The organism is Lentzea sp. (genome assembly GCF_036380075.1).
GTDB lineage: Bacteria > Actinomycetota > Actinomycetes > Mycobacteriales > Pseudonocardiaceae > Lentzea.
Genome location: NZ_DASVFL010000193.1, coordinates 1 through 15,381, shown reverse-complemented (window position 1 = coordinate 15,381; position 15,381 = coordinate 1). Strand labels below are relative to the sequence as shown.

The window sequence follows — 15,381 nt, the reverse complement described above, 5'->3', positions numbered from 1 at the left end:
CGCAGCTTCGTCAGGTCCTTGTCGCCCAGCTTCGTGATCTCGGTCTGTCCGATGTGGATGGACCCGCTGTCCACGGTGTCCAGTCCCGCCAGGCAGTGCATCAGCGTGGACTTGCCGGAACCGGACGGGCCCATGATCGCGGTGAACCGGCCGGCCTGGAAGGCGACGTCGACGCCGTCGAGCGCCCGCACCGCGGTGTCACCCCTGCCGTAGACCTTCACCAGGTTGTGGGCCGCCGCGGCGGTCCGGGTGCCGACCTCGGACACCAGTGCAGACATGTGGCTCGCCTTCCTCACAGGGGGTGTTCTCGCTGAGGAAGAAGCTAGGAGCAGCCCGAGTGCGCGGTCATCAACTCCGCGACGCGTTGCGCGTCAGCCTGAGGTATGACAACCGGGACTACTCCAGCAGACCCCGGTCGTACGCGATCGCCACGGCCTCCGCGCGCCGGGAAGCACCGAGCTTGGCCATGATCCGGGAAAGGTGCACGGAGACGGTCTTCTCGCTGATGTAGAGCTCCTCGCCGACCTCGCGGTTCGTCCGGCCGGACGCCACCAGCCCGAGCACGTCGCGTTCGCGCGGGGTGAAGAGGTCGACCTGCGCACGGGCCGGTTCCTCGGCCCTGAGGGTGATGCGGGCGCGTTTGGCGCACGACGCCACGGCCTCGGCGAGCGGACCGGCCTTGAGCCTGGTCGCCACCTCGTCGGCCTGCCGCAGCTCCTCCGCGGCCTCGTCGCGGCGGTCGGCGCCGAGCAACGCCTCCGCGTACCGCCAGCGGCACCACGCCTGCTCGTAGACGAGCCCGTAGGCGAACCCGTCGACCGCTGCCTTCCACAGCTCCGGGTCGCCGGGCCCGGTCAGCCTGGACTCCTCCGCGTTCGACCGGGCGAGCCACGCCCGCCCCTCCGGCCCCAGGGAGGTGGTGCGCGGCACGCCGTTCTCCGCGGTGAGCCGGACGTGACCGGCGAGCTCGCGACCCGCCTCGACGGCCTTCGCCTCGGCCTCGGCGTCCCGCTTGCGGCGCGCCTTGGCGGCGATGTCGGCGTACCCGGCGACCCCGATCGCGCCGATCCGGATGTCCGCGAGCGACCACGGCCCGCCGAGCTTCTTGGTCCACTCCACGGCGTCCGCGACCCGTTCGACCGCGAGCTCCGGCCGGCCGCGCCACAACGCGAGCTCGCCGCCCGTGCCGCCGGTGATGAGCGCGATCTGGATGTCGCGGTGCCAGTCCTTGCGCAGCTTGGTGATCATCCGCTCGGACTCGGCCAGGTCGCCGCGCGAGACCGTCAGGTGCGTGCCGGCGGCGGCGAGACGGGCCAGGACCGTGGAGGACACGGACGTGCCGGGCGGTTCGCTCGCCCACTCCGCATAGGACCAGTCGCCGAGGTAGTAGTGCACGAGGACCTGCAGGATGCGGATCTCCACGCCGTAGGTGCTCCAGGTGAGCCCCGTCTCCTGGGCCCTGTCGCCCGCCTCGCGGTAGACGCGCGCGGCTTCGGCGAGCTCACCGGAGTCGTAGTACATCAGGCCGAAGTAGTACCAGGCCCGCAGCTCGGTGTTGACCGCCCCGACCTCGCGGGCGCTCTCGATCGCGCGTTCGAAGTTCGTCCGCGCCTCGTCGTGGCGGCCCGCGTAGTCGCCGAGGAGCCCGAGGGTGCCGAGGGCGTCCGCCACCGCGCCGGGCGCACCCGCCTTCCTGCCGTCCGCGATGGCCTTCTCGGCGAAGTCACCGACCTCCGCGTACTTCCTCTGCTGGCGCAGCAACGAGGCCATGCCCGCCAGCACGCGGGCGCGGGTCGGGCTCGCCTCCCGTTCGCGCACCAGCTCCCACGCGCTGGTCATCACCTCGTGGTGCTCGCGGTCGTTGCCGTCGAGCGTCGACAGCGCCTGCGCGAGCCGCAGCAGCACCTCGGCGGCGTCCTCGGGCGACTGGCCGTCGAGCGCCTTCTTCGCGCTGCGGCCGAAAGCCACGGCCCGTTCGGGTTGCCCCGCCGTGCCCGCGACCCAGGACGCGCGCCGCAGCAGCACCGCCTCGTCCACATCGGACGGACGCTCCGCCTCCGGCACGGCCGTCCACAGGTTGAGCGCCTTCTCCAGGTAGCGCAACGACTCCGCGGGCGCGCCCGCCCGTTCGGCCTCGCGGGACGCCGTGATCGACGCGGTGAGCGCCCGCGGCAGGTCGTGGCTCTGGAAGGCGTGGTGCGCCAGCGCCGCGGCGGCACCGCGCTCGTCGAGGTGCTGGGCGAGGTGGTGGGCGTAGCCGGCGTGCAGCCGCACCCGTTCGCCGGGAAGGAGGTCGCCGTAGACGGCCTCGCGCACCAGGGCGTGGCGGAACGCGTAGACCTCGTCGTCCTCCACGACGAGCAGGTGGTGCTGGACCAGCTCGCGCAACGCCGTGTCGAAGGCGAGGTCCGTCATGCCGGCGACCTCGCGCAGCCGGTAGTGCCGGACGCGGCGGCCGCGCACCGACGCGACGCGGACGACGTGCTGCGCCTCGGGACTGAGGCTCTCGACGCGGCTGAGCAGCACGTCGGCGAGCGCCGAGGGCAACGACCGCGCGTCGTCGCACGTGGCGACCGCGGTCAGCTCCTCGGCGAAGAACGCGTTGCCCTCGGAGCGTTCCGCGACCTGCCGCACGACGTCCTCGGGCAGGTCGTCGGACAGCGCCTCGACGAACCGGCGGGCATCGGCGGCGTTGAACGGCGTGAGGTCCAGGCGGTCGACGGCGGGCAGCCGGACCAGCTCGGACAGCAAGGGGCGCAACGGGTGGCTGCGGTGCAGGTCGTCCGCGCGGTAGGTGCAGACGACGAGCAGGCGCTGGGAACGCAGGCGGGACAACAGGAACGACAGCAGGTAGCGGGTCGACGCGTCCGCCCAGTGCAGGTCCTCGACGACGAGCAGCACGCGCTGCCGTTCGGAGAGGTCGCCCAGCAGCCCGAGCACCGCGTCGAACAGCTGGAGCTGCGCCACGTCCTGCTCGGGCCTGCGGCCGGGGATGAGACTCGGCGCGATCATGCCCTCGGTGCCGGGCTCGCGTTCGGCGGGCAGTGCGAGCTTGGGCAGCAGCATCGCGAGCGCGGGCCGGTTCGCCGTGTTCCCGAGCGTGCTCAACGCCTCCGCGAACGGCAGGTAGGGCAACCCGGTCTCGCCGGCGTCGAGGCACCGTCCCGTGAGGACGAGCGTGTCGCCGGCGCTGGCCGCGAGCTCGCCGACGAGCCGGGTCTTGCCGACCCCGGCGTCCCCCGCGAGCAGCACCGCCCCCGCGGTGCCCTCCCCCGCCTGCGCCAACGCGGCGCGCAACCGGTCCAGCTCGCGGTCGCGCGCGACCAACGGGATACCGGAACCGAGGCGCGCCACGAGTGGCATGCTCGCACACGTCATGCCCCGACGCCGCCGTGTTTCCGCGAGGTGCGGTGGATCACCCGCCGCAGCCAGGACGGCCCGGTGCCGTGGGAGCGCTGCCAGTTGAACCGGGCGTTGCCGCGCCGGTACTCGATCTCCGCCTTGATCGCCTCAGGAGTCCATTCCGTCATGGTCCTGAGGGTCGTCCTGAGGCCCTCCCCGAGGCATCGGGTGATCACGCAGTCCTGACCGGCGAACCCCTTACGCCACGGTCGCGGCCCGCGACCTGGCCAGCCTCGCCCGCACCCCGTCGGCCTCAGGAGCCCCCAGCTCGGTGAACAGCGCCAGCGCCCGCTGCCAGTGCGCCGCCGCCCCCGCCGCGCCGAGCTGGTCGAACACCGCCGCGAGCCGGTCGTGCGCGAGGGCCTGGTGGTACGGCGACACGGCGTCGGACGCCACCGCGAGCGCCGTCCGCGCCGACGACAACGCGCCGTCGGTGTCGCCGGTCTCCAGCAACGCCGTGGAGATGTCGACGTGGCACGCCGCCTCACCGCACTGCTCGCCGACCTCGTGGTACATCGTGAGCGCCACCCGCAGCCACGGCATCGCGTCGTCGAACCGCTGCGTCGCCAGGTAGAGCAGCCCGAGGTGGTGGTGGGCGTTGGCCTCCGCCCACTTCGACCCGGCGATCCGCGAGATCTCCATCGCCTCGCGGTAGTGCGCCTCGGACTCCTCGGCCCGTCCGAGGTCGAGCAACGTGCCGGCGACGGTCGTGAGAGCGCGTGCCTGCTGGTGCACGTCCTCCTTGCGCCGGGCCGTCTCCAGGGCGCCGCGCTGGGCTTCCAGGGCTTCCTCGAAGCGTTCGAACTGGAGCAGTGCCACACCGAGGTTGAACTGCATCACGAACCGCGCGTCGTCGTCGTTCAGCGCGATCGCGGCCTGCAGCGCGGCTTCGGTGATGCGCAACGAGGTCTCGCGCTCGGTGCGCAGCCACAGGTACCGCGACAGCGTGTACGGCAGCTGCCACGCGTGGACGTGCCAGCCGGACGCCGACGCGTGCTCCGTCGCGGCGATCAGGTTCGCGCGCTCGGCGTCGAACCACGCCATCGCGTCCGCGGCACCGGACAGCGGCGGCACGTGGACCGGCCGGTGTTCGGGAGCCACCAGGACGCTGCCGCGGTTGATCGGCAGCAGGCCGTCGGCGAGGTCCGAGCAGTGCAGGTAATAGTCGAGCATCCGGCCCGTGGCGGCCCGCCGTTCCGGTTCGGACAGCTCCCCCGCCAGGGTCTTGGTGTAGACGCGGACGATGTCGTGGGCCACGTGCCGGCCGGGTTCGCTGACGGACAGCAGGTTCGCGGCGGTCAACGCGTCCAGCGCGCGTTGCGCCTCCACCAGCGTCACGTCGCCCATCGCCGCGACCACGTGCGAGGTCAGGTCCGCGCCGGGGTGCAGGCCGACGATGGCCAGCAACCGCGACGGCAGCGCGGGTAACGCACGGCGCGAGGCGTCCAGCGCGGCGCGCACGGTGCCCTCACCGTCCTCCAGGCCCAACGCGGCCAACCGGCCCTGCTCGTCCTGCAGCTCCTCGACCAGCTCGGCCACGGCGAGCTTCGGCGAGACGGCGAGCCGGGCCGCCGCGATGCGCAGCGCCAGCGGCAGGCCGTCGCAGAGCTCCGCGAGCTGCCGCAGCGCGTCGGCCTCGATGTCGGACCGGCCGGCGATGCGGCCCAGCACGTCGACGGCCGCGTCCTGGTCGAGCATGTCCAGCTCGACCAGCTTCGCCTCGACCTGGGCGACGAGCCCGACCAGCCGCCTCCGCGAGGTCACGACGACGCACGACGGCGCACCGGGCAGCAACGGCAGCAGGTCCGCCGAGCTGCGGACGTTGTCGAGCATCACGAGCATGCGGCGGTCGGCCAGCAGCGTCCGCAGCAGGGCGGAGCGCTCGTCGACCGAGACGGGCGTGTCGCTCGCCGGGACGCCCAGCGCGCGCAGGAACCGGTTGAGCACCTCGCCGATCTCCAGCGGCTCCCGGTTGGGGTCGTAGCCGTGGACGTCGACGTAGAGCTGGCCGTCCGGGAACTCCTCGCGCACCCGGTGCGCCCAGTGCAGCGCCAGCGCCGTCTTGCCCACACCCGCGGGTCCGGTGACGAGCAGCACCGGTCCGTCGTGGCCGCGCAGCACGGCGTCCATCAGAGCCAGCTCGGGGTCGCGGCCGACCAGCGCGACGGGGGCGCGCGGCAGCTGGGCGGGAACCGTCACCGGCGCGGGTTCGGGGGCCTGGACCGGGATGCGGGCCGGCGGGCGTTCCGGCTCGGGGCTGTTGCCCGCCAGCACGGCCTGGTGCACGCGGCGCAGCTCGAAGCCCGGCTCGACGCCGAGCTCCTCGATCAGCACGCGCCGCGCCTCCCGGTACGCGGCCAGCGCCTCCGCCTGCCGCCCCGCCTGCACCAGCGCCCGCATCAGCAGGCCGTGGCCGCGTTCGCGCAGCGGGTGCTCGACGACCACCGTGCTCAGCTGCGCCACCAGCTCGGGACCCTGCCCGATCGCGAGGCCGAGCTCGGCGCGTTCCTCCAGCACCGCCAGCCGCCGTTCCACGAGACGGCCGCGCTCGACGTCGGCGAAGAGCCCGGAGACACCGCCCAGCGGCTCGGCGCGGAACAACGCCAGCGCGTCGTCCAGCTCGACCGCGGCTCCGGCCAGGTCCCCGGCGGCGCGCAGGCGGTTCGCGAGCAGCACCTGACGTTCGAACACGTCGAGGTCGAGCGCGCCGGGCTCGACGCGCATCAGGTACCCGTCACCGACCGACGTCAGCAGCTCGGCCGGAGCGCGGCGGGCGCGGGCCGGTTCGAGCGCCCTGCGCAGTCCGGCCACATAGGTCTGGACCAAGTTCACGGCACTGGAGGGCGCGTTGTCGCCCCAGACGGCTTCGATGATCTGGCCCCTGCTGACCGGCGTGCCGCGGGCCAGCAGCAGGACCGCGAGCACGGCGCGCTGCTTGGCCGCACCGAGATCAACATCCTGACCTGCGCGAACGACTCGGAGAAGGCCGAGAACCTCGTACCTGAGGGGTTCCTCGCCGTGCGTCACCGATCTGTCCTTCGCCTGGTGGCCACCTGGAGCTTGAAGATCACTTCAGTCGGGCTCCAGTCGTGCTGTAGAAGCCATTCTTACGCTTAGCGTGTCCAACCAACCACAGACCGCGAGATCAACGGAAACCGGAGATCGGGCAGTCGGTGCGGGTTGGACCGGACAGCGGAACACCCGCTGCTCCCCATGATCGACGTGGGTCGGCCGGCGTGCAAGGGGCATCCAGCCCGCGGCGGCGGAACGCCGGCCGGCCCACGTCCCCCTTGGAACACGGCAGCGCCCCGGCTGGTCATCCAGCCGGGGCGCTGTCGTTCACCTGTCGGTCAGCTGACGAAAGAGCCGCTCTTCGCGGCGGCGAGGAAGGTGTCCCACCCTCCGTCGCCGAACCTCAGCCGCGCGCCGTCCGCGTTCTTGCTGTCGCGGACGGCCGCACCGGACCCCACGAGCGCGATCTCCACGCAGTCGGGTCCACTCGCGGACGAACGGCTGCTCTTGCGCCAACGCAAGGTTTCCACTCTGTGCTCACTCCTGGTCTCGACTCACGCGAGAGTGCGAGCGACTTCGGTGATCAGGGATGCAGACGCCGCCGGGGGGAGGGCGGTGGTCACCAGACGCTCGAACACCTCGGCGTACCAACTGACGTCACCCGGCTGCTCCAGGTAGACGCCGCTTCTCGTGCTCTCGATGTACACCACGTCGGGGTCGAGCTGCTCGGGAAAGCTCAGGATGACGAACGGCCCGTCCATCGCAGCGTAACCACCGGCGTCGAACGGCACGACCTGCACCGTGACGTTCGGCAACGCACCGACCTGGAGCAGACGCGCCATCTGCGCGCGCATCACCCCGGTGCCGCCGACGAGCCTGCGCAGAGCCGCCTCGTCGACCACGACGTGCAGGCGCAACGGGTCGTCCTCGCTCAGCAGGGCCTGCCGGGCCTTGCGCAACCGGACGCGCCGGTCGATCTCCGCGGCGCTCGCGTCGGGCAGCACCTGGGAGATCAACGACCTCGTGTACGCCTCGCACTGCAGCAGTCCGGGGATCATCAGGCCCTGGTAGGCCCTGATCGAGTCCGCGTCGGCCTCGTACCCCACGTAACGACCGGGCACGATGTCGCCGAACTCGTCCCACCACCCCTTGCGGCGGGCTTCCCTGGCCAGCTGGACCAGTTCGTCCAGGGTGGCGGAGTCCGCACCGTAGGCGGTGAGCATGTCCCGCACGTCCCGCGGGCTCACCCCCACCCGCCCCGTCTCGATGCGGCTGATCTTGGAAGCGGAGCACTCCAGGCGCTCTCCGACCTCCTCGATCGTCAGCCCGGCCGCCTCGCGCAGTCGGCGGAGCTCGCTCACGAGCCGCCTCTTGCGCACGGTCGGACTGCTACCCCGTGGCATCCACACCTCCTGGTCGCTCCCAGTTTGAGAGCAAAGGAGCGAGCCGCAAAGGGACGTCATCCATTCGTGTACTGCAACTTGCAGTTCTCACGAGGAGGGGGACAGGCTGCATGGGTTGCTCACGCGAGGACTGGAGCTCTGAGCCTGATGGCCGTCACGGTGTTCAGCCAACTGGACAAGTCGCTGCACTCCCACCTGGCCACGCTCACCGAACTCGCCCAGCGCGGTGACGACCAGACCGCCCTCGTGCTCGCCAGGGTTGAGCTCCCGAGGGTGGTCGCGGTGGTCAAGGCGTTGCTGGACGAGCACCAGCCCGACGAGCACGGCAGGTGCGCGACGTGCAAGCGCGGGTGGCTCTCCCGCCGCATGCCCGCACCGTGCCGTGCCTACCTCTCCGCGCAGCTGGTCCTGACCGTGGTGGACCAGGAGACTTCGCACGGCAAGCACCTGCGCTCGGTGGGCTGAACTTCGGGAACCCGATAGTTCCTCGCGAACCGTCACGACCTGGGCCGGCTCCGCACCCCCCGACCGGAGCCGGCCCTTCTCCGTCGTCACCAGCTGTGACGTTTGACGGCCAAGATCAACACGGTTGGCTGAAACCCCTGTCACAGCGCCCTTTCCGCCGTCATCATGGTCGTGACGCGGCCTGATCTCGACCCCCTCGATGCCTGTGCCGACACGGAGGTGTTCCCGTGCCGACCCCGCATGTCCGCGCCGACGCGCTCGAAGCCGTCCGGCCGCGTCGGATGCTGCCCTTAGAGCGCCTCTAGAGCGCGACCGAACCACTCCCCTCCCCGCCCTGTGCGTCCCGTCGCACAGGGCCATGCCGTCATTCCAGGGCCGTCATTCGAGGGCTGCCATTCCAGGAAAGGGAACGTCTGCCGTGAACCACCTCCAGAGGTCCAACGCCGGTGACCACACCCCGCACGGTCCACCGGTGATCCTCAAGAACGACCTGCCCGCGAGCCTCGTGCTGTTCCTCATCTCGATCCCGCTGTCGCTCGGCATCGCGCACGCGACCGGCGCCCCGCTCATGGCGGGCCTCATCTCCGCGGTCATCGGCGGCGTGGTCGTGGGCGCGCTCAGCGGTGCGCCGCTGCAGATCAGCGGACCGGGCACCGGGCTCGTGGTGATCGTCGCCGGCCTGGTGGCGCAGTTCGGCTGGGCGGCCACCGCGGCGATCACGCTGGCGGCGGGCGCGGTGCAGATCGCCCTGGGGCTCACCGGGATCAGCCGGCTGGTGATGTCGCTGTCCCCCGCCGTCGTGCACGGCATGCTCGCGGGCATCGGCATCTCCATCGCCGTCGGGCAGCTCGTGGTGGTGCTGGGCGGGACGGCGGCACCGACCGTGCCCGCGAACGTCGCGCTGCTGCCGGGCCGGGTGCTCGACCTCCAGACCGGCTCGGTCGTCGCCGGCGCCGTGGCGGTCGCGGTTCTGCTGCTGTGGCCGCGGGTTCCGCGTCTTTCGGTGGTCCCCGCGCCGCTCGTGGCGGTGGCCTCGGCGACCGCGCTGGCGTTCGTGCTGCGCCTCGACGTCTCGCGGGTCGACCTGCCGGACAGCTACGCGCTGGTGTTCCCGGAGATGCCGCGGGGCAGCGCAGGCACGGTCGTGACGGCGGTCGTGACGGTCGCGCTGGTGGCGAGCATGGAGTCGTTGCTGTCGGCCGTCGCCACGGACCGGCTGCACGACGGGCCGCGCGCCAACCTGAACAAGGAGCTCGTCGCGCAGGGCACCGGCAACGTCCTCGCGGGCGCGCTGGGCGGGTTCCCGATCAGCGGTGGCCTCGCGCGCAGCTCCACGAACGTCGCGGCGGGCGCGAAGACCCGGTACGCCGCCGTGTTCCAGGGCATGTGGATCGCGGTGGCCGTGCTGGCGTTCGCCCCGGCCCTGGAGCTGATCCCGTTGCCGGCGCTGGCGGGCGTGCTGTTCGTGGTCGGGCTCAAGCTCGTGTCGATCAGCAGGATGAAGAACCTCCTGCGGCACCAGGAGTTCGGAGTCTACGCGGCGACGGCGCTCGGCGTCGTCCTCTTCGGACTGCTCGAGGGCGTGGTCGCGGGCCTCGCCGTCGCGCTGCTGCGGGCGCTGTACCGGTTGACGCACTGCTCGGTGCGCGTCGAGGGCGACCGGGTGTGCGTGCGGGGGACGCTGGTGTTCCTCGGGGTCGGCCGGCTGGTGCGGGAGCTGCGGCGGATGCCGGCGGGCCGGACCGTGGTGCTGGAGCTGCACATCGACTACCTCGACCACGCGTCGTACGAGGCGATCGACGACTGGCGTGAGAGCTACGAGCGGATGGGCGGCCGGGTGCAGGTCGACGAGGTGCACGACACCTGGTACGACCGCGCCGGCCAGGGCAAGCCGGGACGGCGCAAGACGTTGCCGGGCCCGCTGCCGCGCTGGTTCGCGCCGTGGTCGCACTGGCAGGGCACGCAGGACGCGGTGACGCTGCCCGCGCAGCGCGCCTCCGTCGAGAGCGACCCGATGCTGCTGGGGATGCACGAGTTCGAACGGCGGTCGGCGCCCCTGGTGCGGCCGTTCCTGCACGAGCTGGCGGTGCGCGGGCAACGGCCGCAGCAGCTGTTCATCACGTGCGCCGACTCCCGCGTGGTGCCGAACCTGATCACCACGTCCGGTCCCGGTGACCTGTTCTGCGTGCGCAACATCGGCAACCTGGTGCCGATGGCGTCCGCCGGCGACAGGTCGGTCGGCGCCGCGGTCGAGTACGCCGTGGAGATCCTCAACGTCAGCACGATCGTCGTGTGCGGGCATTCGGACTGCGGCGCGATGAAGGCGCTGGTGCAGGGGTCCGCGGCGCGCGGCTCGCACCTGCAGTCGTGGCTGCGCAACGCCGAGCCGTCGCTGATCCGGTTCCACGCGCCGGCGTCCGCCGGGTGCGCGGGCCTGCCGGTGGCCGACCGGCTCGCCGTCGCGAACGTCGCGCAGCAGCTCGACAACCTGCTCGGCTACCCGAGCGTGCGGGAGGCGATCGCCGCGGGCACGCTGACGTTGAAGGGCCTGTACTTCGACATCTCGAACGCCCGCGTCTACCTCGTGGACCCGGACCGCAACGGGCTGGAGCCCGTGCCGTCACCGGCCTAGGAAACGCCGGAGCCGCCCCGGTACCTGCCGGGGCGGCTCCAGTTCATCCAGCTCCTAGCAGGTGCCGATCCAGGAGCACTCCACGTCGAAGCGCTCCTTCGCGGGAACGTCGGTGCGTTCCTGCGCCGGGACCTTCCGCTGCTGCGGCACCGACTGGACCTGCGGCTGCGCCGCGACGGTCCCGCCGTCGGAGGCGAGTCGCACCGCGACCCTGTCCTCGATGGACTTCGGGCTGTTGAACAGCAGCACGTTGTTCTGCACCAACGAGAACACGAGGTCGCGACCCGCCGCCGTGCGCACGTAGCCGGACAGAGCCGACACGCCGCTGAGCGATCCGGTCTTGGCCTTCACGTTGCCCGCGGCCGGGGTGTTCTTCATGCGGTTGACGAGCGTTCCGTCCACACCGGCCACCGGCAGGGTCGCCTGCCACGTGGAGAACCACGGCTTCGTCTTCGCCTTGATCAGGATCGACGCCAGCGCGTCCGGTGAGAACTGGTCCAGCCGGGACATGCCGGAGCCGTCGAAGACCTCGACCCCGTTCGGGTCGACGCCGAGGCCCGACCACTTCGTGCTCAGCTGGTTGACACCGTTGGTGAACGACTTGCCCGCCGACTTGACCAGCACCTCGGCCAGCATGTTGTTGCTGTCCTTCATCAACGGCGTGAGGAGCTGGGCGAGCGTCTGCGACTGGTCCGACGCGAGCACCGCGGCACCGGCGGGAGCCGCCGCCCTGCGCACGTCGCCGGTGAACTCGATCCCGTTGTCGCGCAACGCGTTGCGGAACACGGACGAGACCAGTGCGGTCGGGTCCTTCACCGTCGCCAGCGCCACCGTCTCGACGTTCGTCGACCCGCTGACCCTGATGACGTTCGAGCCGTGGTCGCGCTCGACGCTCACACCACCGCTGCCGGTGGTCGCCGTGCTGACCACGTGGACGACGTCGTTCTCCGGCTCGGACGTCGCGATGACCGGCGCACCCGCCGCGGCGCCCGGCTTGACGCGCACGAGCACCGTGCCGGCGCTGAACTTCGCGTCCGGCGACAACGTCAGCGCGGAGGTCTCCGCGCTGTAGGAGAACGGCTCGTCGTCCCACGCCCAGCCCGAACCGTAGGGCTGCGCGTCGAACGCGGTGCCGTCGAGGACCAGCGAGCCGCTGATCTTCGTGACACCGCTGTTCTTCAGCGTCGTCGCCAGCGCCGCGTACCGCGACCTGCTCATCGTCGGGTCGCCGGTGCCGCGCAGGACGAGGTCGCCCTGCAAGGTCGCTCCGTTGCGCGTGCCCGAGGACAGCAGCTCGGTCTTCCACTTGAAGTCGGGGCCGAGCAGGTCGAGCGCCGCCGTCGTCGTCAGCAGCTTCATGTTCGAAGCGATCTGCTGACGACGCGCGCTCGTCCTGGTGTAGACGACATCGCCCGTGTTCGCGTCCCGCACGACCAGGCCGACGTCCGCGCCGTTCAGCGCGGGATCGGCGAGGATCGTGTCGAGGTCGGCGGTCAGGGCCTCGTTGTCGACGGCCACCGCGCCGCCGCTGGACGTCAGGGTCAACCCTGCCGCCGCAACGACGACCACCCCCAGAGTTTTCAGTTTCACGCTTCCACCTCAGACCTGTCTCCAGACCACAAAGTGTGGAAGCTACCGCTCTTGTCGACGCGCCTGTACGTGTGCGCGCCGAAGAAGTCGCGCTGCCCCTGCACCAGGGCGGCAGGCAGTCGCTCCGAACGGAGGCCGTCGTAGTAGGCCAAAGCGGACACGAAACCGGGCGTCGGGACGCCGGACTCCACCGCACGGACCACCACGCGCCGCCAAGCGGCCTCAGCGTTCTGCACCGCGTCGCGGAAGTAGTTGTCCACCAAAAGAGACGCGAGATCCGAATTCGCGTCGTATGCCTCGCGGATGCGGTTGAGGAACTGGGCGCGGATGATGCAGCCGCCGCGCCAGATCGTCGCCATCGCGCCGAGGTCGATGTTCCAGTCGAAGTTCTTCGACGCCTCGCGGATCATGTCGAAGCCCTGCGCGTACGCGACGACCTTCGACGCGTAGAGAGCCTGGCGCACGTCGTCGACCAGCTCGGCGTCCGGCTTTGCCACGACCTCGCTGGCGCCGAACGCGTCGCGCACGGCCTTGCGCTGCTCGGTGTGGCCGCTCAGGCTGCGCGCGAACACGGCCTCGGCGATGCCGGTGACCGGCACGCCCAGCTCCAGCGCCTCCTGCACGGTCCAGCGGCCGGTGCCCTTCTGCTCCGCGGCGTCCTCGATGACCTGCACGAGCGGGGTGCCGTCCGCGTCGACGTGCTTGAGCACCTCGGCGGTGATCTCGACCAGGTACGACTCCAGGTCGCCCGAGTTCCACTGCGTGAAGACCTCGGAGATCTCCGCCGGCGTCTGCCCGCCGATGCGGCTCAGCAGGTCGTACGCCTCGGCGATCAGCTGCATGTCGGCGTACTCGATGCCGTTGTGCACCATCTTCACGAAGTGCCCGGCGCCGTCCGGCCCGACGTGGACGCAGCACGGCTGCCCGTCCACCTTGGCCGCGATCTCCTCGAAGACCGGTCCGACGTGCTGGTAGGACTCCGCGGGACCGCCGGGCATGATGCTGGGGCCGTTGAGGGCGCCCTCCTCGCCACCGGAGATGCCGGCGCCGACGAACAGCAGCCCCTTCTCCTTCAGCGCGGCCTCGCGGCGACGCGTGTCGTTGAAGTGGGCGTTGCCGCCGTCGATCACCATGTCGCCGGGCTCGAGGATGCCGCTCAGCTCGTCGATGACGGCGTCGGTCGGGCCACCCGCCTTGACCATGATGATGATCTGGCGCGGCGTCTGCAGGCTGTCGACCAGGTCCTGCAGCGTCTCGGCGCCGACGAAGTCGCCCTCGTGGCCGTGCTCCTCGAGCAGGGCCTTCATCTTCGCGGGCGTCCGGTTGTGCACGGCCACCTTGAAACCGTGCCGCGCGAGGTTGCGCGCGAGGTTGCTGCCCATGGTGGCAAGACCGGTGACCGCGATACGTGCTTTGCCTTCCGTCATGCGCACAGCCTGCCGTGTTCTCCGGCTTTGCGCGAGACGTCACAGCGTGTTCTCAGACTCCGTTTTGCCAGGTGAACCACGCCACGTGCCGGTACGTATGGCTAGGCGTAAGTTGGCTTCATGACGGAATTCACGAGCGTGGGACGCTCGGCGACCGACCGCGCCTCCAGGTACGGATCGCAGCTGGTGAAGCACTTCACGCACAAGGACCTCGAGGGGTCCTGGGAGGACGATCACGGTTTCGTCCGCTTCTCCGGCGGCCTGGCGGAGTTCGAGGCGTCCCCCGACGCGTTGGTCATGCGCGTGGTGTCCTCGTCCGAGGAGGACGTGGCCCGCCTGCGCGACGTCGTGGAACGCCACCTCGTCCGCTTCGGCACCCGCGACGAGCTCTCGGTCACCTGGGACTCAGGTAGCGAGAACTGACGCCGCCAACCCGATGAGAGCGGTCCCGCAGACCCTCTCGAAGACGGTCCGCGTCCTCGGCCTGTTCAACAGGTTCCCGAGCTGACGCGCCGACGGCACCACGAGCGCCCAGAACGCCGCGAACACCCCGACCGTCACCGCGCTCAGCAGCGCCGCCTGCGGGAGGGGCGCGGCGGTCGGGTCCATCGCCTGCGGGATGAGGCTCAGGAACGTCAGCATCACCTTGGGGTTCAACAGGTCGCACAACAGCCCGCGCAGGAACACGTTGCCCTGCCTCGGCTGTTCCCTCGCCGGCGCCTTCGCGGCCTTGAGCGTGCAGAACCCGATGTAGGCCAGGTACGCCGCCCCGATCGCCTTGACGGCGAACAACGCCGTCGGCGCCGCCGCGACGAGCGCCGACAACCCGACCGTCGCCAGGGTCGCGTGCACCAGCAACCCGGTCATCACCCCGAGCGCCGCCTCGACGCCCCTCCTCGTGCCCTGGACGGCGTTGCTCATGATCAGCACGAAGTCCGGCCCCGGCACGATCATGATGACCAGGAGGGCGACCAGGAACGACGTCCACGCGATGTGCATGGCGCAGATCCTGTGCGGTTGTTCGTGTGCGTTCCAGCAGGTCAGTACGATGTTCGGTTATGCGCGAACAAGCCGAACTGGATTCGGTCGACTGGCACATCCTGGAGGAGTTGCAGAACGACGCCACCCTGCCGAACCGCACCCTGGCCGAGGTGGTCGGCCTGGCGCCGTCGTCGTGCCTGCAGCGGGTCCGCCGGCTGCGCGACCTCGGCGTGATCACCGGCAGCCACGCCGTCGTGGACCCCGCGCTGACCGGCCTGCCGCTGGAGGCCGTCGTGTCGGTGAACGTGCGGCCGCACACCCGCGTCGTCGTGGCCGGGTTCCGCGCGTTCGTGATGGCGCAGCCGGAGACGCGGTCGATCTTCCACGTGTCCGGGCAGGCGGACTTCCTGATCCACATCGCGGTGGCGGACTCCACGCACCTGCAGGCGTTCCTGATGGACAAGATCGC

Annotated in this window: 13 protein-coding genes; 4 read left to right on the top strand and 9 right to left on the bottom strand. The window is 71.1% G+C overall.

Annotated elements, in window-relative coordinates; translation table 11 throughout:
* From VF330_RS21220 to VF330_RS21195, 6 genes are all read right to left on the bottom strand, one after another.
* Nucleotides 1-278 (bottom strand): ATP-binding cassette domain-containing protein (locus VF330_RS21220; protein WP_330853380.1); only part of this gene is annotated, 278 nt, incomplete at its 3' end.
* A gap of 118 nt (nucleotides 279-396) precedes the next feature.
* Nucleotides 397-3,363, bottom strand: a complete 2,967-nt coding sequence (locus VF330_RS21215) for a helix-turn-helix transcriptional regulator (protein WP_330853379.1) — start codon at nucleotides 3,361-3,363, stop codon at nucleotides 397-399.
* A gap of 11 nt (nucleotides 3,364-3,374) precedes the next feature.
* Nucleotides 3,375-3,530, bottom strand: coding sequence for a hypothetical protein (locus VF330_RS21210; protein ID WP_330853378.1), 156 nt, complete (start codon nucleotides 3,528-3,530; stop codon nucleotides 3,375-3,377).
* 70 nt (nucleotides 3,531-3,600) lie between these two features.
* Nucleotides 3,601-6,429: an AfsR/SARP family transcriptional regulator gene (locus VF330_RS21205; RefSeq protein WP_330853377.1), complete on the bottom strand. Its 2,829-nt coding sequence runs from the start codon at nucleotides 6,427-6,429 to the stop codon at nucleotides 3,601-3,603.
* A 323-nt stretch (nucleotides 6,430-6,752) separates the two neighbouring features.
* Complete coding sequence (locus VF330_RS21200) at nucleotides 6,753-6,944, bottom strand: DUF397 domain-containing protein (protein WP_330853376.1); 192 nt, start codon at nucleotides 6,942-6,944, stop codon at nucleotides 6,753-6,755.
* A gap of 24 nt (nucleotides 6,945-6,968) precedes the next feature.
* Nucleotides 6,969-7,817, bottom strand: coding sequence for a helix-turn-helix transcriptional regulator (locus VF330_RS21195; RefSeq protein WP_330853375.1), 849 nt, complete (start codon nucleotides 7,815-7,817; stop codon nucleotides 6,969-6,971).
* A 147-nt stretch (nucleotides 7,818-7,964) separates the two neighbouring features.
* Here VF330_RS21195 and VF330_RS21190 point away from each other — a divergent pair, with 147 nt between their 5' ends.
* Together VF330_RS21190 and VF330_RS21185 are read left to right on the top strand one after the other, a co-directional pair.
* A complete protein-coding gene (locus tag VF330_RS21190; protein ID WP_330853374.1) occupies nucleotides 7,965-8,282 on the top strand; it encodes a hypothetical protein in 318 nt (105 codons plus the stop codon).
* 418 nt (nucleotides 8,283-8,700) lie between these two features.
* A complete protein-coding gene (locus tag VF330_RS21185) occupies nucleotides 8,701-10,914 on the top strand; it encodes a SulP family inorganic anion transporter (protein WP_330853373.1) in 2,214 nt (737 codons plus the stop codon).
* A gap of 54 nt (nucleotides 10,915-10,968) precedes the next feature.
* Here VF330_RS21185 and dacB read toward each other — a convergent pair whose 3' ends face one another.
* Entirely contained in the window at nucleotides 10,969-12,504 is a 1,536-nt protein-coding gene (gene dacB / locus VF330_RS21180; RefSeq protein ID WP_330853372.1) for a D-alanyl-D-alanine carboxypeptidase/D-alanyl-D-alanine endopeptidase, read from the bottom strand.
* Nucleotides 12,501-13,931: an NADP-dependent phosphogluconate dehydrogenase gene (gene gndA / locus VF330_RS21175; protein ID WP_330853371.1), complete on the bottom strand. Its 1,431-nt coding sequence runs from the start codon at nucleotides 13,929-13,931 to the stop codon at nucleotides 12,501-12,503. The genes dacB and gndA overlap by 4 nt, the downstream gene beginning before the upstream one ends.
* Before the next feature lie 120 nt (nucleotides 13,932-14,051).
* Between gndA and VF330_RS21170 the strand changes: the two genes are divergently transcribed.
* Complete coding sequence (locus VF330_RS21170; RefSeq protein ID WP_330853370.1) at nucleotides 14,052-14,354, top strand: DUF2218 domain-containing protein; 303 nt, start codon at nucleotides 14,052-14,054, stop codon at nucleotides 14,352-14,354.
* Here VF330_RS21170 and VF330_RS21165 read toward each other — a convergent pair.
* Nucleotides 14,337-14,930, bottom strand: coding sequence for a LysE family translocator (locus tag VF330_RS21165; RefSeq protein ID WP_330853369.1), 594 nt, complete (start codon nucleotides 14,928-14,930; stop codon nucleotides 14,337-14,339). The genes VF330_RS21170 and VF330_RS21165 overlap by 18 nt on opposite strands.
* A gap of 59 nt (nucleotides 14,931-14,989) precedes the next feature.
* Between VF330_RS21165 and VF330_RS21160 the strand changes: the two genes are divergently transcribed.
* On the top strand, nucleotides 14,990-15,381 hold a 392-nt coding region (locus tag VF330_RS21160), incomplete at its 3' end, for an Lrp/AsnC family transcriptional regulator (RefSeq protein ID WP_330853368.1).